This window comes from Acinetobacter sp. CIP 101934 (assembly GCF_000369585.1).
Lineage (GTDB): Bacteria > Pseudomonadota > Gammaproteobacteria > Pseudomonadales > Moraxellaceae > Acinetobacter > Acinetobacter schindleri.
On sequence record NZ_KB850094.1, the window covers coordinates 1,117,296 to 1,135,178 of the forward strand.

The 17,883-nt window shown below is 43.7% G+C and carries 16 protein-coding genes and 1 tRNA gene; 12 read left to right on the plus strand and 5 right to left on the minus strand.

The genetic code is table 11. The features are described from left to right. The first annotated feature begins 1 nt into the window (after position 1). From lldD to F899_RS05730, 5 genes are all read left to right on the plus strand, one after another. Complete coding sequence (gene lldD / locus F899_RS05710) at positions 2–1,156, plus strand: FMN-dependent L-lactate dehydrogenase LldD (RefSeq protein WP_005221367.1); 1,155 nt, start codon at positions 2–4, stop codon at positions 1,154–1,156. A 156-nt stretch (positions 1,157–1,312) separates the two neighbouring features. Continuing rightward, positions 1,313–3,007, plus strand: a complete 1,695-nt coding sequence (gene dld, locus F899_RS05715; protein WP_005221375.1) for a D-lactate dehydrogenase — start codon at positions 1,313–1,315, stop codon at positions 3,005–3,007. Positions 3,008–3,297: 290 nt separating this feature from the next. Continuing rightward, positions 3,298–3,594, plus strand: a complete 297-nt coding sequence (locus tag F899_RS05720; protein WP_005221378.1) for a hypothetical protein — start codon at positions 3,298–3,300, stop codon at positions 3,592–3,594. Positions 3,595–3,701: 107 nt separating this feature from the next. Then, entirely contained in the window at positions 3,702–5,738 is a 2,037-nt protein-coding gene (locus tag F899_RS05725; protein ID WP_005221379.1) for an NADPH-dependent 2,4-dienoyl-CoA reductase, read from the plus strand. An 87-nt stretch (positions 5,739–5,825) separates the two neighbouring features. Then, positions 5,826–5,916, plus strand: a tRNA-Ser gene (locus F899_RS05730). A 625-nt stretch (positions 5,917–6,541) separates the two neighbouring features. On the opposite strand, the gene F899_RS05735 is transcribed toward F899_RS05730, so the two are convergent. Beyond that, entirely contained in the window at positions 6,542–7,906 is a 1,365-nt protein-coding gene (locus F899_RS05735) for a sensor histidine kinase (protein ID WP_005221380.1), read from the minus strand. After that, entirely contained in the window at positions 7,899–8,573 is a 675-nt protein-coding gene (locus F899_RS05740) for a response regulator (protein ID WP_005221381.1), read from the minus strand. Before F899_RS05740 ends, F899_RS05735 begins: the two co-directional genes overlap by 8 nt. Before the next feature lie 108 nt (positions 8,574–8,681). Here F899_RS05740 and dsbD point away from each other — a divergent pair, with 108 nt between their 5' ends. The 4 genes from dsbD to F899_RS05760 all read left to right on the plus strand — a co-directional run bounded on the left by dsbD (position 8,682) and on the right by F899_RS05760 (position 12,696). Then, positions 8,682–10,619: a protein-disulfide reductase DsbD gene (gene dsbD, locus F899_RS05745; protein WP_005221382.1), complete on the plus strand. Its 1,938-nt coding sequence runs from the start codon at positions 8,682–8,684 to the stop codon at positions 10,617–10,619. After that, positions 10,616–11,464 (plus strand): TlpA disulfide reductase family protein, encoded by an 849-nt coding sequence (locus F899_RS05750; protein WP_005221383.1) that lies wholly within the window; start codon positions 10,616–10,618, stop codon positions 11,462–11,464. The genes dsbD and F899_RS05750 overlap by 4 nt, the downstream gene beginning before the upstream one ends. An 18-nt stretch (positions 11,465–11,482) precedes the next feature. Beyond that, complete coding sequence (gene dsbG / locus F899_RS05755) at positions 11,483–12,223, plus strand: thiol:disulfide interchange protein DsbG (protein WP_005221385.1); 741 nt, start codon at positions 11,483–11,485, stop codon at positions 12,221–12,223. Between the two features lie 110 nt (positions 12,224–12,333). Then, the gene (locus F899_RS05760) at positions 12,334–12,696 is read left to right on the plus strand and encodes a YidH family protein (protein WP_005221395.1); all 363 of its coding nucleotides are present in this window, start codon (positions 12,334–12,336) and stop codon (positions 12,694–12,696) included. Here the strand turns inward: F899_RS05760 and F899_RS05765 are convergent. Further along, the gene (locus F899_RS05765; protein ID WP_005221397.1) at positions 12,693–13,013 is read right to left on the minus strand and encodes an ArsR/SmtB family transcription factor; all 321 of its coding nucleotides are present in this window, start codon (positions 13,011–13,013) and stop codon (positions 12,693–12,695) included. The genes F899_RS05760 and F899_RS05765 overlap by 4 nt on opposite strands. A gap of 120 nt (positions 13,014–13,133) precedes the next feature. On the opposite strand from F899_RS05765, the gene F899_RS05770 reads away from it, so the two are divergent. The 3 genes from F899_RS05770 to F899_RS05780 are packed head-to-tail and all read left to right on the plus strand — an operon-like array spanning position 13,134 to position 14,843. Beyond that, the gene (locus tag F899_RS05770; RefSeq protein ID WP_004810628.1) at positions 13,134–13,550 is read left to right on the plus strand and encodes a YeeE/YedE family protein; all 417 of its coding nucleotides are present in this window, start codon (positions 13,134–13,136) and stop codon (positions 13,548–13,550) included. Between the two features lies 1 nt (position 13,551). Then, positions 13,552–13,968 (plus strand): DUF6691 family protein, encoded by a 417-nt coding sequence (locus tag F899_RS05775; protein WP_005221399.1) that lies wholly within the window; start codon positions 13,552–13,554, stop codon positions 13,966–13,968. Positions 13,969–13,970: 2 nt separating this feature from the next. Continuing rightward, positions 13,971–14,843, plus strand: coding sequence for an MBL fold metallo-hydrolase (locus F899_RS05780; RefSeq protein WP_005221401.1), 873 nt, complete (start codon positions 13,971–13,973; stop codon positions 14,841–14,843). Positions 14,844–15,045: 202 nt separating this feature from the next. Here F899_RS05780 and F899_RS05785 read toward each other — a convergent pair whose 3' ends face one another. Both F899_RS05785 and F899_RS05790 read right to left on the minus strand, forming a co-directional pair. Continuing rightward, positions 15,046–16,965, minus strand: coding sequence for a sensor histidine kinase (locus F899_RS05785; protein WP_228127788.1), 1,920 nt, complete (start codon positions 16,963–16,965; stop codon positions 15,046–15,048). Further along, a complete protein-coding gene (locus F899_RS05790; RefSeq protein WP_004893735.1) occupies positions 16,875–17,549 on the minus strand; it encodes a response regulator transcription factor in 675 nt (224 codons plus the stop codon). The genes F899_RS05785 and F899_RS05790 overlap by 91 nt, the downstream gene beginning before the upstream one ends. Positions 17,550–17,883 lie beyond the last annotated feature (334 nt).

Sequence of the window (17,883 nt, forward strand, 5' to 3'; positions counted from 1 at the left end):
TATGATTATCTCTTCTGCAAATGATTACCGTGAAGCCGCACGACGTCGTCTTCCACCATTCCTGTTTCATTATATTGATGGTGGGGCTTATGCAGAATACACGCTGAAACGCAATGTAGAAGATTTATCAAAAGTAGCGCTGCGTCAACGTGTCTTGAATGACATGTCAGCACTAAGTCTGGAAACTAAATTATTTGATGAAACCCTTTCGATGCCGGTGGCTTTGTCACCTGTAGGCTTGACCGGTATGTATGCACGCCGTGGGGAAGTACAGGCAGCAGTTGCGGCAGACCAAAAAGGTATTCCATTCACCTTGTCGACGGTATCTGTGTGCCCAATTGAAGAAGTGGCACCAGCGATCCAGCGCCCAATGTGGTTCCAGCTCTATGTCCTGCGTGACCGCGGTTTTATGAAAAATGCCTTGGAACGTGCCAAAGCTGCGGGTTGTTCAACGCTGGTCTTTACCGTGGATATGCCAGTGCCGGGTGCACGTTACCGTGATGCGCATTCTGGCATGAGTGGACCAAATGCAGCGATGCGCCGTTATATGCAATCTTGCATGCATCCGCACTGGGCCTGGAATGTTGGCTTAATGGGTCGTCCACACGACTTGGGTAATATCTCGAAATACCTTGGTAAACCGACAGGCCTTGAAGATTATATCGGCTGGTTGGGTGCCAACTTTGATCCGTCTATTTCCTGGAAAGATCTGGAGTGGATCCGTGACTATTGGGATGGTCCAATGGTGATCAAAGGGATTCTGGATCCTGAAGATGCTAAAGACGCTGTGCGTTTCGGTGCGGATGGCATTGTAGTATCCAACCATGGTGGTCGTCAGCTAGATGGTGTGTTATCCACCACACGTGCCTTGCCACCAATTGCTGATGCGGTAAAAGGTGAACTGAAAATCCTGGTCGACTCTGGTATCCGTAATGGTCTGGATGTGGTGCGTATGCTGGCAATGGGTGCGGACACCTGTATGCTCGGTCGGGCCTTCGTTTATGCATTGGGTGCTGCAGGCGGGGCTGGTGTCAGCAACCTTCTTGATCTGATCGACAAGGAAATGCGTGTTGCCATGACCTTAACAGGTGCCAAGACCATTGCTGACATTACACAGGATTGTCTGGTAAGGCTCGATCGCGAAATTTCACAATAAAACCAATCAGGATGACCACTCTAAATCGTGGTCATCCTAGAGCAATTCGGAACTACATAATTACTGCTATTTCATCTATTCAAGATTAAAAATCCAAAACATGCTTATGGCTAATTTTATAAAAAGATAGCTATAAAAATGAAACGGGGCTCTACTATGCAAAACTCATTTGACCCTACTGCGACCTTAAACAATCTGGTCGCTGTGGTCGGCCAGCGACATGTGTTGACGGACGATCACGATACTCGTCTGTATCGGCAGGGCCGGCGTTATGGTTCAGGTGAGGTGTTTGCGGTCGTCACTCCAGGTTCATTACTGGAACAATGGCAAGTATTGCAAATTGCTGTTGCAGTAGACTGTATCGTAATTATGCAGGCAGCCAATACCGGTTTAACTGGTGGTTCAACGCCGTTTGGTGAATATGACCGTCCAGTGATTGTGATGAGTACTCGCCGTCTGACAGGTATTCAGGTGATCCAGGAAGGCAAACAGGTTATCTGTTTGCCGGGTGCAACACTTGATGCACTGGAAAAACAGTTAGTGCCATTTAACCGTGAACCGCATTCGGTGATTGGTTCATCCTGTATTGGTGCTTCGGTGCTGGGTGGCGTGTGCAATAACTCCGGTGGAGCCTTGGTTCGCCGAGGGCCGGCCTATACTGAACTGGCATTATATGCGCGTGTGAATGAACATGGCGAACTGGAGCTGGTGAATCATCTCGGTATCCATCTGGGTCATAGTCCGGAAGAGATTCTGAAAAATCTGGAGCAGAAACAATATAACGAGCAGGATATCCAGCAGCAGGAACATCGCTGTGCATCTGATCATCGTTATAGTCAGGATGTGCGTCAGGTCGATGCTGATACTCCGGCACGCTTCAATGCTGATCCAAGCCGTCTGTTTGAAGTCTCTGGTTCTGCTGGCAAGGTGTGTGTTTTTGCAGTACGTCTGGATACTTTTGAAAAAATCCCGAGTCAGGTGTTCTATGTTGGCACCAACTCACAGGATGATCTAACAAAAATCCGTCGCTTTCTGCTCAAAGATCTGCCAGGTCTGCCGATTGCTGGAGAATATATTCACCGTGTGGCTTATGACATCGGTGCGGAATACGGCAAAGACACTTTTATGTTCATTGAAAAATTTGGTACTGCCAAAGTGCCTGCCGCATTTGCCATGAAAGACAAGGTTGATGGGATATTGCAGAAAATGGGGCTACGTGGCTTAAGTGACAAAATTTTGCAAATGATCAGTAAAATGCTGCCATCACACTTGCCAAAACGCATGAATGAGTACCGTGATCTGTATGAGCATCATCTGATTCTCAGAATTGAAAATCAGGATGTGGCACAGGTACAGGCCTTCTTTGAAGGCTACTTTAAGACCCATCCTAACGGGAACTATTTTCTCTGCACCGAAGACGAAGGACGTAAGGCATTTCTGCACCGTTTTGCCGTAGCAGGTGCAGCAATTCGTTATCGTGATACTCATTTAAGTGAAGTAGAAGATATTGTGGCGCTGGATATTGCGCTGCGTAGGAATGACCGCCAATGGGTAGAAACCCTGCCACAGGAAATGGAGGAGCAGATCTTACATAAACTTTATTATGGTCACTTCCTGTGCCATGTATTCCATCAGGATTATATCGTGAAAAAAGGGGTTAATCCGCTGAAAATGGAACATGCCATGTGGAAGCTGCTGGATGATCGTGGTGCGGAATATCCGGCTGAACATAATGTAGGGCATCTCTACATTGCCAAACCGGCATTAAAAAATCATTACCAGAAGCTGGACCCGACCAATAGTTTTAATGTTGGGATTGGGCATAGCTCAAAGCTGAAATATTGGAAATAAGCAGAAAAACTGGGAATAACAACAATAAAAATATGATCTGGCCTATCTCATGCAGTGCTCGCACTGCATTTTTTTATCTATAAAACATTGGAAAAATACAGGGTGTACGAATCTTGCAATAGATCGAAAAATTGCTGATTTAAATCCAGTCTTGGGGTTTAATATGCCAAGTAGAGATCATGATCTGTTCCTGATACGATAAAACCAACAATAACAAGTTTTTAGGAGTCTCTTATGAATTCAAGTATCACCCCGCCCAGCTGCCACGACTACATGAGCGTAATCAGACTTTGTCTGTATTGCATGGCATTTATGCCGGCCTGTTGATCTTTAGTGGCGCAGTATTTCTTTATCTTGAATCTCAGCAAAGAACCGCTTCAACCATCAGCCTGGGATTTGTCATTCTATTAATGCTGGTATTGATCTATTTCAATATTCAGGCAGCTCTGAAAGTTAAGAAAGGTCAGGGCGAGGGACGTACACTTTCCCGAATTATGGCGGTGCTGATGCTGTTGAGTTTTCCTGTAGGAACAGTACTGGGGGCAATTGCATTATGGAAAAGCTCGGCGAAACAGTGGGAGGCCTGAGTTGACCTGAGAAAGCAATAATTTTGTGAAAATGCCATAAACAAAAATAAAAAACACGCTAGAGTAATATGCAACAAGTTGCAAAGCCATCATCAAAGGGAATAGCCATGACAACGACTCGTTATGCGAATATTTTAAAACCGCTTCATCTGGGATTTACCACGATTAAAAACCGGGTGGTGATGGGTTCAATGCATACCGGGCTGGAGGATCGTTTCTATAATTATCCCAAACTGGCAGCTTATTTTGGCGAGCGTGCCAAAGGTGGGGTAGGGCTGCTCATCACGGGTGGTATTTCTCCAAACCGTCAGGGCTGGTTACTGCCTGCAGGTGGGACCATGAATACCTTGGGAGATATTGCTCCGCATCGACTGGTAACCCATGCCGTGCATAAGCATGGTGCCAAAATCCTGTTGCAGATCCTGCATGCCGGCCGTTATGGCTACCAACCTTTTGTGGTTTCAGCGAGTCCAATCAAGTCACCGATTTCTCCTTTTAAACCACGCCAGCTTTCAGAAAAACAGATTCTGGATACTATTCAGGACTATGTAAAAACTGCCAGTCTGGCAAAAAAAGCCGGCTATGATGGTGTGGAAATCATGGGTTCAGAAGGTTACCTGATTAACCAGTTCCTGAGTCGTCATGTTAATCAGCGCAATGATCGCTGGGGTGGTTCGATCGAAAACCGGATGCGTTTTGCGGTGGAAATTGTCAAAGCGATTCGGGCCGAGATTGGTGAAAAATTTATTATCTGCTTCCGTCTGTCTTTACTGGATCTGGTGCATGATGGCAATACCATGCAGGAAGTCATTACCGTCGCTAAAGCATTAGAGAAGGCCGGAATTACTTTACTTAATACCGGGATCGGCTGGCATGAAGCACGTATTCCAACCATTGTTACGTCTGTGCCACGGGCTGCTTTCGTCGAGTACACTGCAGAAGTAAAGAAAAATGTTACTGTTCCGGTGATCGCATCGAATCGTATCAATATGCCAGATACTGCTGAAGAAATCCTGGCATCAGGGCAGGCGGACATGGTGCAAATGGCACGTCCTTTACTGGCAGATGCTTTCTGGGTCAATAAAACAGCGACCAACCGTGTTGATGAGATCAATACCTGTATCGCCTGCAACCAGGCTTGTCTGGATCATACGTTTAAAAACCAGCGTGCTACCTGTTTAGTGAATCCGCGTGCTGGATATGAAACTGAACTGGTTTATGTAAAAACCAAAAAACCGAAACGGATCGCCGTTGTGGGTGGTGGCGTTGCAGGTATGTCAGCGGCAACGGTGGCTGCCGGACGTGGTCATGAGGTGACCCTGTTTGAAGCAACGAACGATGTTGGTGGCCAGTTCAATCTGGCAAAAGTAGTGCCGGGTAAAGAAGAATTTCATGAAACCATTCGTTATTTCAAGGTTCAAATAGAAAAGACTGGGGTTGAATTACGTCTGAATACCAAGGTCAATCGTGAACAGCTGGAACGTGAAGGTTTTGATGAGGTGATTGTGGCGACTGGCGTTGTACCACGCGCCTTGAAGATTGCGGGTAGTGATGCACCACAGGTCTTGTCCTATACCGAAGTGTTGAATGGAGCATCTGTCGGAGATCGAGTTGCCGTGATTGGTGCAGGTGGGATTGGTTTTGATGTATCTGAATTTTTGCTAAAACCGCCATTGCAACCCCAGCCAATGCCTGTAGAGGAATGGAAGCGTGAATGGGGAGTAGATCCAAATCCAAATTATGTAACGGAAGGGGGGATGCAGCCTGCAGAGGTTGAAGCACCAGTCCGGGAAATTTATCTGCTTCAACGTAAAACCACACCACTTGGTGCGGGTTTAGGCAAAACCACAGGCTGGGTACATCGCGCACAATTGAAAAAACATGGTGTACGTATGCTGCGGGGTGTGCAGTATAAGTCGGTTACTGATGAAGGCTTATGGATTGAAGTGGATGGACATGACCAATTGCTACGCGTAGATACGATTGTGGTATGTGCCGGTCAGGAATCAGTGAAAGAAATCATGCCAGTTGAAGGTCAAAAAACTATAGCTAAGTATCATATTATTGGTGGTGCCAAACTGGCGGCAGAGCTGGATGCCAAACGCGCGATTCGTGAAGGTGCTGAACTGGCAGCCAGATTGTAAGGATTTGATGAAACTATATGCAGTTGATTGCATTCACTGTAATTTTCACTTGTCAGGTGAGAAAAAGCTCCGTATGATGGCGCACATGGAAGCGTGGCAGAGCGGTTTAATGCACCGGTCTTGAAAACCGACGAGGGCTTATACCCCTCCGTGAGTTCGAATCTCACCGCTTCCGCCAGATACGAAAAACCCCAGTCAATGACTGGGGTTTTTTTATTGCCTGGATATTTTGAGTTACGGGTATAGGTAATTGAATTATATAATAAATTAGAATATGCGGACATATAAACAACTGATATAGATTGACAGTGACAAAGTAGTAAAAAGTGCCAAAAGCTAAAACCTACACCTTTTTTTGCATGGTGAATGGGATTACATGTGGTTTAAGTCAATTGGCCGCTATAACCACTATAGAGGTTAAAAAAGCAGAACTTCATCTGGACAAAATAATAAAGCTGCCAGCTGGCGAAAATCTTGATCTATGTATTGATACTGATCCTCATGGGAGCAAGTGCTCAAACTTAAATAACAGAAAATAAAATTTCAGCTTTAGGGGGAATTTTATTTTCTGTTTGCATGATTATTAGAGTTCTTTCATAAATTATGTTTAATCACTATCAAGACAGTTCCTTCTCCTTATAGAAGATTTGCGAAACAGGCTCCTTAGGAAGAGCTTTCCACCCCCTCATCCTGTTGCGAGGCAGTGCTTCTTATCCCAAAGAGAGAAGGCACTTTTAGTATCCATTTAAAGATAAATAGCACGATCATTTTTTGATTTATAAAAGAGATCTATTAAATTCAAATTAATTTTGAATATATCGTCGAATTTTGATGGTCAGTCCTACTGGCTGACGCTGCTGAAATCCAAGGTGGTATTGATAATTACCTAGCAAGCTTTTAACCAATGCCAGTCCCAGACCATGGCCGTGCTGCTGAGCAGATTTTCGCCAGAAGCGTTGTCCTAAATGTTGGATATCCTTGGCTGTAAGTTGTTGTCCATCATCTTCAATCACCAGGCCATGAGACTGCATGGAAATCCAGATATGGGTAGCCTGTGCATGCAGCAGTGCATTTTCAAGCAGATTTTTCAGTACCGTATACAGCACAAATTCAGGTAGCTGAATTTCGCCTAGACTTTCCCAGTCCACCTGTATTTTTTCATTAATTTCAGGATAGCGTGTACTTAAGTCTGCAAGCACCTTCTCAAGCGTGGGGCGAAGCCAGATGGCTTCAGACATTGCTTGGATACTGTTTTCTGATTGGGTCAGCAATAAAAGCTGCTCGAGTAACAGCGTATAACGCCGGATGCTCTCATTGGCCTGCTGCAAATTGTGCTGAATGGATTCAGGCAGGTTCTGCTGCTGACCGATCAGCTGGGCCAGTTGTACATGGGTTTTAATTGCGGTCAGGGGACTGCGTAATTCATGTGCAGCATAGGCACTAAAGGCTTTCTCCTGTTGCAGACTGTCATTGAGTTTCTGAATCAACTGCGTGGAATTGTTGACAAAAGGCTGTACTTCCTGAGGGATGCTTGCAGGCTTGAGCTGCATTAAAAAATCTGCCGCCTGTGAATAGTTGAGGTTTTTCTGGTTCAGGTATTGACTGAGCTGATCCAAAGGCCGGAACTGTCTGCGGATAATAAAGATGATCAAGGCAATACAGATCAGCAGTGAGAAGACCAAGGGAACCAGTACGGACTGCAGAATCTGCTGTAGTAGCATATCCCTCAAGAACATGCGTTCTGCCGCCACCACCTGAATATCGCCACGACGCAGGACATAACTGCGCCATTCCGTATCACCCTGCTGCCAGGTACTGAATCCTTCTGGTCGCTGGCTTAAATTTTGGGGGGCACCGCGTGTTTTGGCAATCACTTGATTACCTAACGAGATGTCAGAGCTAAAAAGAGAAACTTCACAGGCAATTAACTGGTTTGCATCATCATTCTTGGCTAATTTGGATAAGGTTGCATCCCCTAGACTATCCAGCGGTAACTGCTGAATCAGCCGGGCAACCATTTGTGCAGATGCCGATAAGCGTTGATCCAGTGTGTCTTGTAAACGCTGTTTCAGGTCAATATACAGCCATGAAAATACTGCACTCCACAGCACAATAAACACGGCCAAAAGACTCATGACCAAACGCCATTTCAAGCTGTGACTAAACATGACGCTGCTCAAACGGTTTGAAAATATATCCCACACCACGAATGGTCTGAATTAAATCTGGATGCAGTTTTTGTCTCAGGTGATAAATGTGTACATTCAGGGCGTTGCTCTCGATAGAGTCCTGAAAACCATAGAGCTTGTCAATAAGCTGTTCATTTTTCAGGATCTGGTTGGGGTGGCTCATCAGGGTTTCCAGCAGGCTGAATTCACGGCGAGATAAATTCACGGTCTGGTCTTGATAGATCACAGTCTGGGTATCCCGATTCAGAACCAGTTCATCAAATTGCAGGGTATTGGAGGCAAAGCCGCGGTGGCGACGGGTGAGGGCATGAATCCGGGCAATCAGCTCCTCCAGTTCAAAGGGTTTGGTCAGATAGTCATCGGCACCGGCATTCAGGGCCTGAACACATTGATCGGTCCGTAGCCGCGCCGTCAATACCAGTACTGGGAGATCAATCTGGTCGCGTCGCCAGCTATGCAACAACTCCAGGCCATCCTGATCCGGCAGGCCTAAATCCAGTAAACACAAATCGACTGCACTATGCCGGATAAAATAATCTGCAGCACGTGCGTGACTGACATGCTCCACTGAAAAATTCAGATAGTTCAGAGCAGCACAAATGCTCTGTGCGATATAGGGATCATCCTCAACCAATACAATAAACATAGAACATCCTGATCAAACTGCCATTATTTTATAAATGATTTGGGCTGTTAATGTTGCCTTAATTTTAGTTTTTCAATAATGCAGTCCTAACAGGAGGAGATCAGCTGGATGTTGAAGTGGATATTGGGTGCCGTGATTGGCGGTGGAATCATGACGGGAACTGCACATGCAGACTTTTTATCACCAGATCAGGCATTTCAGTTTCAGGTGGTTTCTACAAGTCAGGATCAGGCAGAGCTTAGCTGGAAAATCGCAGATGGTTATTATCTGTATCATGACCAGCTTAAAGTGTCTCATCAGCAGATCCCAGTCAAGTTGGCACTGCCCAAACCCGAAGACAAAGACGACCCCAATTTCGGTTTGACCCAGGTGCATTATGGGCAAGTCAAAAGCAATATGAATGTGCAGCCCAACCAGCAGTTTGTGGTGCAGTGGCAGGGCTGTGCAGAAAGCGGTTTATGTTATCCGGTGCAACGTACCACAATAAAAACTGATGCAGATGGTTTATTTCCAGCGCAAAACTTGAGCAAAACCCCAAACCTGCTGGCCAGTACTGTACAGCCAGAAGCAAACGAAAAAATTCTGAATGCTCAGAAAGATGAGCTCCAAGCTATAGAGCAGACTCCAAGTACAGATAAAGCACTGACCGAAGAAAAGGTAGAGGAAATACAAGTCGCTGCAGTTTCTGAACCTATGGTGCAGCCTGAGGTGGAATTAACAGAGAAAAATGACCAGCTCATTGCAGACTCTAAAAATCAAACTTCGTCAGCAGGCATGAATAGCCAATGGAACAATGACCAGTATTTTTTAAGTTTGCTGTCGGAACAAGGTCTGTTAATTAATGCCCTGATTTTTCTCGGGCTTGGCATTCTGCTGGCATTTTTACCGTGTTCTTTACCTTTAATTCCAATTTTAACGGGTATTCTGGTCCAGCAGCACCGAGGTTACCGTGCTGCACTGATTGCGCTGGTCTTTGTTTTGGGTATGGCACTGGTCTATGCGGTCATGGGATTTGCTGTGGCACAGCTTGGTTACAGTTTTCAGCGTTGGTTTCAAAGTCCGGTATTCATCAGTATTTTCAGCATTCTGTTTGTTTTGTTCGCGCTTAATCTGTTCGGAGCATTTCAGCTGTCCTTACCCCAAGGAATGTTACAGCGTCTGGATCAATGGCAGCAAAAGCAGAAGGGTGGCACGCTGATTGGTGCTGGTCTTATGGGTATGATCGCCGCACTGATTGTCGGGCCATGTATGAGTGCACCGTTGGCCGGTGCCTTAATCTATGTGTCTCAGCTCAATCAACCGATGCTGGGAGCCAGTTATCTGTTCGTCTTAGGCCTTGGGCTGGGCTTGCCGCTATTTATTGCAGCCGTATTTGGATCTCATCTTTTACCCAAGCCTGGCATCTGGATGGATCGCCTGAAGTTTAGTTTTGGCTTTGTCATGCTGGCCTTGGCTTTGTATTTTGCCCGCCCTCTATTGCCCGGCATTTTATACCTGAGCCTTTTGGGTGTGGTACTGATCACCTGTTCAGGTTATTTCTTGTTCAAGATGCTGCCCCATGTGCATCGGTCTGTATTGAAAATAGTCCTGATGCTGCTCAGTGGTTTACTGGTCTATGCAGGAGGCATGCAGCTCTATCATGTCTGGAGTCAGGTACAGGTGGCCCATGTAGAATCACGGCTTGAATGGCAGAAGGTCAGCACAGCCGCACAATTGCAACAGGTTTTAGCCAAACATCCTGCACAGCCGGTGGTGATTGATGTCTATGCAGACTGGTGCGTGGCCTGTCAACCGATTGAAAAGGAAGTGATTCCACGTAGTGATGTCCAGACGGCTTTACAAAATGTGGTTCGTATCAAATTAGACCTGACTCACTATCATCCAAGTCAGGATGAGCTGCTAAAAGAATGGCAAATCCTGGGTCCACCCACCTTTATATTTTTAAATGCAGCGCATCAGGAGCAGCGCGAGTTGCGTTTGACCGGAAGCTTTAGTGCGGCACATTTACTAGACACATTGCAGCAACTGCAAGGGGAGCAACCATGATGATTTCCAGTGATGCATTGCATCTGGGACCTTTGATGTTGCCCTGGACACTCATAATTGTTGCCACTGGCTTGATGCTGTTATCTGCCGTGCTGTTTGGATTAGCCAGAAAGTATTCATGGTCTAAACAGCTGCTTGGACAAAGTCAGGATTTGCTCTGGAGCAGTTTTTTGCTGGGGATGCTGGGTGCGCGTCTTGTTTTTGTCCTGCTTAATGCCGAGCTGTATTTTGCAGCACCCATCGACATACTGAAAATCCAGGACAAAGGTTTCCATTTATGGGGAGGGGTGCTGATTTGTGCTTTGTGGTATGTCATTCGAAACAGACAGTTGCAGACCCGATTCAAAGCCATCTTGTTGATCATCTTTATAATTTGGATCGGGCTTGGGCTCGCATTCAAATCCAGTCTAAAAACTGAAGCGGCGTTTCCTGATCTAGCCTTTGGTGGGCTAGAACAGGGGCATCTGGGTACAGACAAGATTCCACTCAGCCAGTTCATTGGCCAGCCCACGGTAATTAATATGTGGGCGAGCTGGTGTCCGCCGTGTCACCGTGAAATGCCGGTGTTGGCTAAAGCAGCCAAGCAGCATCCTCAAGTGAATTTTGTCATGCTCAATCAGGGTGAGGAGGTAGCCACCGTAAATGCCTATTTAAGAAAACATCAGTTTCAATTTAAACATGTCCTGCTGGACCCATATGGTGAACTACCCCAGCAGCTGAATAGTTTCGGCCTGCCAACGACGCTGTTTTTTAATGCTCAAGGTCAGCTGGTCGAGCGGCATATGGGGGAACTCAGTCCGGCCATGTTGCAGCAATATTTAAACAGGATTTCAGATCAACCTTAAAAAACGGAAGGACGTAGTATGAATAAAATTAACCAGGTGCTTGGTGCAGGCATGTTTCTGATCATGAGCATGCACACGCAGGCAAATATTAAACAGAATATTGAAAAACAGGGTTTTGTGTTTGTAAAACAGATTCCGGCACCACAAGGAATGACCGGCTGGGTGGGGCATGAAGACCAGTACTCCAATACGGTATTTATCTCCAATGATGATAAATACTATATCAAGGGCGAACTGTTTGATGCGCAAGGGAAAAGCCTGTCCAATGAACAGATTGAAAAGCATATGAAAAAAGCGGTATTGGACGACGTCTGGAAAACCCTGGAAAAATCGACTTGGATTCAGGATGGCAAGCCGGATGCACCACGAGTGGTTTATGTCTTTTCCGATCCGAATTGTCCATATTGCTATAAATTCTGGCAGGCGGCTCGGCCTTGGGTCGAATCAGGCAAGGTACAGCTGCGTCATATTCAGGTCGGTGTGATCCGTGAAGAAAGCCGTGGTCAGGTGGCAACATTGTTAATGTCGAAAGATCCAGCAGCAGTTTTTAATGATATAAACAAGAATAAAGGCAAAAAGCAGCTCAAGAAAATGGCAAAGATTCCTGCAGAAATTGCTGCAAAAATTGATGCCAACCAGGCCCTAATGGGGAAATACGGCTTTTTCTCCACACCGTCGATGGCCTGGAAAAATAACCAGGGTGAATTTAAATCTACTCAAGGCTTGGCGAGGGATGTCAAAGATATTTTTGAACAATAAGATTTTAACTATATGATAGAAAAAGTTATTTTTTACTTAAAACGTCTATACATGATTGAGAGTCCAGATTTACATTGATGGAAAGGCTAAGTATGAAGAGCAGATAAGATATGTCAAATTTGGATGATCCACGGGTACTGCTTGCTTTGGAACGAACCGCTCTGGCGTGGAACCGGAGTGGTTTGGCATTAATTGCTTTTGGTTTTGTGATTGAAAAATCCAACCTGCTAGTGCAACTGGTGGACCCAGACACTTATGCACAGAAAATAGCTTATTCACAATGGTTGGGAATTGCGGTGATTGTATTTGGTATGTTGGTGAATTTCGCCTCAATCCTGCAATATCGACGGGGGTTGACATCACTGCGACCGCTGGAATTTATTGAAGGTTATTACACCCAGTATCCCGTATGGCTAAATCTGTTTACTGCTTTTAGCGGACTGCTTCTGATCATTTCTTTTTGGCTGCGCTAAGAAGAGGGCTGGGCGCAATACAGCTCGTACAGCTTTTGCATCAGACTCAAGACCTTGGGATCACTCAGACGATAGAAAATCTGTTTGCCCTCACGTCGGGTGCCAACCATGTCGGCCTTACGCAGTACAGTCAGCTGTTGTGAAAGTGTAGGTTGATGAATATCGGTAGATTCTTCAATTTTCTGAACATTCATTTCCCCGTCGACCAGAACACATAAGATTTTCAGACGATCAGGATTGGCTAAAACTTTTAGACATTGGCTGACGAAATCGACCTGTGAAAAATCAATTTTGGCATTTGCAGCAATCATATCCATAAATGTCCTTCAAACCTTTGATGTAGCCCATGCAGTTTACACAATTTACCATAAAACTGCTTGATTATTATTTTTTATTATATAATATAAAAAAGTATATTGTATAGAGATTGATTTACCATGCATGACTTCCTCATCGCATTTATTGGCGGTTTAATGCTCGGACTTTCAGTGGTCGGCTATCTTTACGTCAATGGCCGTATTGCAGGAATCAGTGGTTTGGTGGGGCAGGTATTAAACCCAAAAACCGTATTTAAAACGCCTGCGATCTGGTTCTTATCAGGCTTGATCATCACACCGTTTATTTATGGTCTGTTTGTACAACCTGAAATCGAATTGAATGCCAGCCCATTGATGATGATTGTGGCAGGTCTACTGGTAGGCTTTGGGACACGTTTGGGTTCGGGCTGTACCAGTGGTCACGGAATTTGTGGCATTAGTCGGCTGTCTAAGCGTTCTATTGTCGCGACGATGACTTTTATGTTTGCAGGTTTTGTCACCGTTTATATTATCCGTCATATCACAGGAGCATTCTAAAATGAAAAATGTGTTTGCCTTTTTATTTGGTGCTCTGTTCTCTGTGGGTCTGATGGTGTCAGGCATGTCTAATCCGGAAAAAGTACTCGATTTCTTGGATCTGTTTGGTGATTGGGATGCCAGTCTGGCCTTTGTCATGATGGGGGCGATTCTGGTAGCCTTTATTCCTTTCCAGAAAGCAGTACGTACGGCGCAACCGAAAACAGTATTTAATGAGCCTATTGATTTGCCTGAAAATAATCAGATAGATAAGAAACTGATTACGGGCGCGGTTTTATTTGGTGCAGGTTGGGGGATTGCGGGCATCTGTCCGGCGCCAAGTTTCACCTTGATCGGTTTGGGCCACTATCAAGTGCTCTATTTTATTGTAGCAATGCTGGTGGGTGTATGGATTCACCGTAAATGGTCAGGAGCTTAATGATGTCAAACTTACCTATAGTAAAAGATTTTTTTCACGAAGATACCAATACCTTCAGTTATGTTGTACGTGATCCGGAGACCAAGGCCTGCGCCATTATTGATAGCGTTCTGGATTATGATCCGGCATCAGCAAGTACCTCAACTATTCATGCCGATAAAATTATTGCCTATGTTAAGGCACAAAATTTAACTGTTGAGTGGATTCTGGAAACTCATGTTCATGCTGATCACCTGACGGCAGCGCAATATCTCAAGGCAGAACTGGGTGGTAAAATTGCCATGAGCCAGAAGATTTCTGTGGTACAGGAAACCTTTGGTGCGATTTATCATCTGGACATGAAACAGTTTAATGCCCTGCAACCATTTGACTACCTGTTTGAGGATCATGAGCATTTCAAGATTGGTGAAATGGATGCCTATAATATTCCTACGCCAGGGCATACACCGGCCTGTCTCAGCTATGTAATCGGAGATGCGGTATTTGTGGGTGATACCCTGTTTATGCCGGACTACGGTACGGCGCGTTGTGACTTCCCGCGTGGTAGTGCATCGACCTTGTTCGATTCGGTACAGTCACTGTATCAGCTTCCGCCTGAAACGCGGATGTTCTTGTGTCATGACTATCTGCCTGAAACGCGTCATGACTATGTCTGTGAAACTGATGTGCAGACACAAAAGACCCAAAATATTCATATCCACGAAGGCACCAGTAAAGCAGAGTTTGTCGAAATGCGTCATCAGCGTGATGCTACTTTAAATATGCCAAAACTGATTCTGCCAGCGATTCAAATCAATATGAAAGCAGGGCAGTTTCCTGAGCCTGAAGCCAATGGTGTGTCTTATTTGAAATTACCATTGAATTATTTTAAATAGTTTTGAACTGCTGCTTCTGTAAGCCCTGTAGATACAGGGCTTAATTGTTCATAAGACTTGCTTATAAAAGGAAAATGTCAGCTCATTTTATTTCCTTCCTATGCTTCACCTCATTCTGTGCCACACTACATTTAAGCATCGGAGGAAAAAAGCAGCTTAGTCTTGATAAATTAAAATAAGTATTTAACTATCCTAAATAATTTTAAAAACTTAACATGACCTGAATATGAGTTCCCCGACCTGAAGACAGGATATTCAGTGTACCATTCGCACGTTGAGCACGTATTTTCATACTTTGTAGCCCTATATGCTTGGCTTCTATAATACATTCAGGATCAAAACCGACGCCATTATCCCGAATATTCAGGATTAATGCCTGCTCTGTCTGTTCAAGCCCGATACTAATCTCGCTTGCCTGACTATGTTTAATAATATTGGTCAGTGCTTCTTCAAGAATACGTGTCAGGGTTAAACATTGCAGAGGTGTGGGCGACTTGTTCCATTTATCTGGTATTTGCCAATGTGCAGCAATGTGCAGCTCATCAAAAATTTCCATAAAGCGATGGCGGGTTGGCGCTGCCCATAATATTGGACTATCAGGTATTTTTGCATCCAGACTTGAACCATGATCAATAATCTGGCGTAAGTCATTACTTAATAATTTTAAAATCGATAAAAATTTTTCTTTTTCTAAATGATCATTGCGGCTCACCAGTTCGATTGAACGAACAATTGAACCACCAATACCATCATGTAAATCACGAGACAAATTAACGCGTTCTTGAAGGCGAATATTTTCTAAAGCTAATTGGTACTGAGAATTTAAAGAAGAACTGAGTTTTTGAGTCACATTATCAATTTCGTCTTTTAAAGTTTTATTAAATCGTGAAATCACCTTATTGTTACGATATAAACGCAGACCTAGTAAAAGCCCTAAGAATAAAGCACTAAATGGTGAAATAAAAGGTGACCAGAATTCATTTTGATAAGTCAGGATTTGATAAGCATCATGAATCGCAACCGGAACAAAAAATGCATGTAATCCTGCCATTAAATACACTTCAATTTGTTTAGATTTATAAGTTAAAAATGGATAAGTAGAATTTTCTAATAAGAAAATAATCATATTAAGGATGAAAAAGAAATGAATAGTTTGTTTTAAATATTCATCTGGAATAACTGCGAGTACAGCAGTGGCAAGAAAAAATATAAACAAAAGCAGTTTTTCAATTCGAGGAAATTTCAGATTGGCAAAGCGCCAGATAGAAACACAGGAGACCAAGGTATAGGTTGAAAATAACCAGGCGAGCAACCTGTCGACCTGAATACTGCTGAGTGGGGTTGAATACAGCAGAAAGAACAGGGAATAGCCGAGCCAAAACAAGACATTCGCACTGATCCAGAGATATGCTGATTCCTTACGGTATATAATCCATACCATAAAGTAAAAAATACCAATAATTACATTGATTAAAAAACCAATTGAAATCAATGTCTTTTGCTTGAATTGATACTCTTGATAAAGTGGCAGTAGCTGGTTATAAGGTCCAATATGGACATGACCTAAATTTCCTTCCTGAATTGATGCGCTTGCTACATATATCCAGATCGTATTTTCTTTTGTCTTAAGAGCAGAGATGGGAATTTGCCAGCTACGTGGAATATTCCAACTTCGTGATAGTGGTTCAGTTAAAGATTGATCTTTCCAAAGTAAATCATCGTTTAAATAGACTTTTCCAGCCATATTAATATGACTAATAACAAGACTCAGGGGGTGGTCAGGCTTATTTTTACAGTCATAGGTCCAGTGAATTTTATACCAGGCATTACCTTTATAATCTTTCCAGTGTGAATTGATGAAATCAGGAAAGTGCTCGACTTTTGCCCAGCCTGTTGTTGGTCGTTCAACAGGGTTATTAGGAATTGCTTTGGCGATAAAACTTTCTGTAATGTATGCTTTACAGGAGGTTGAGGAAGACTCTGGTGATTGGGCATGCAATTGACAGACGAAGAAAAACAGCAGGCATAAAATTAAGAGATTAACCCCATAGTGCGTGCAGTATGGATAGCTTTCGACCTGTTGCTCACGCAAAGTTTGCGATAAATATTTTTGATATGACATTCGATTGTATATTTTGATAGAAACAATGCTTCGGCAATCTCTCTATTACTCATCCCCTGAGCGACCAGATTTAAAATTTCATATTCACGTTTAGAGAGTAAATCATTTTTCTCTAGGTTTGAATGCTTTTCTATTGATTCAAAAGAAATATTTTTCAGAATTTGCTGTGCAATAAAGGGGTCAATGGGTGCACCTCCCCGAATGACATTACGTATGGAGAGTAATATTTCAAAGTCATCACGTTCTTTTAAAAAATAACCTGTTGCCCCGGTATGGATGGCCTGAAGGATAATGTTCTGTGTGCAGCAGGTCGAAATGACCAGAATCGGGAGTTCTGCATTCAGATGATGTAAGGTTTGAATGACCTCTAGTCCTGAGCCATCAGGTAAGCCGAGATCGATCAAGGCAAGTGCAAAAGAATATTGATCAATGAAGGTATGCGCCTGTTTAACTGACTGCGCATAATAAATGACGTCGGAAGTATAGCCCAGTTCTCGCAACAGCTTTTCAGTCCGTTGTTGCATGAAAATATCATCTTCTAAAACTAATATGGGGGCAGGTAATTCCATTTCGTACGTCAGCATCAGATTGATGTCTCCCTCAAATCAAAGTGCATTTTATGAAAGAGCATGCGCCTGCAGGAAAGAACGCTATTTATAATTCAGTTGTTGTGTTGCTTTATTAATGTAGCCTATATTTTATATATATTACAAATATTTTTAATACTTTAGAGTGGATATTTTTAACTTATAATTTATGCATTATTTCCTATAACAAATATCAAATTTCTCTGCTCTATTCCATACGTTCTCTACAGTTCTAACCTTTTTCGTTTCGTTAAAGAAAAATAAATACTAGGAAAAATCGAAATGAACAAATGCCATTTTTTTAGTTGACCGAAAATTTTTTATGATTTTA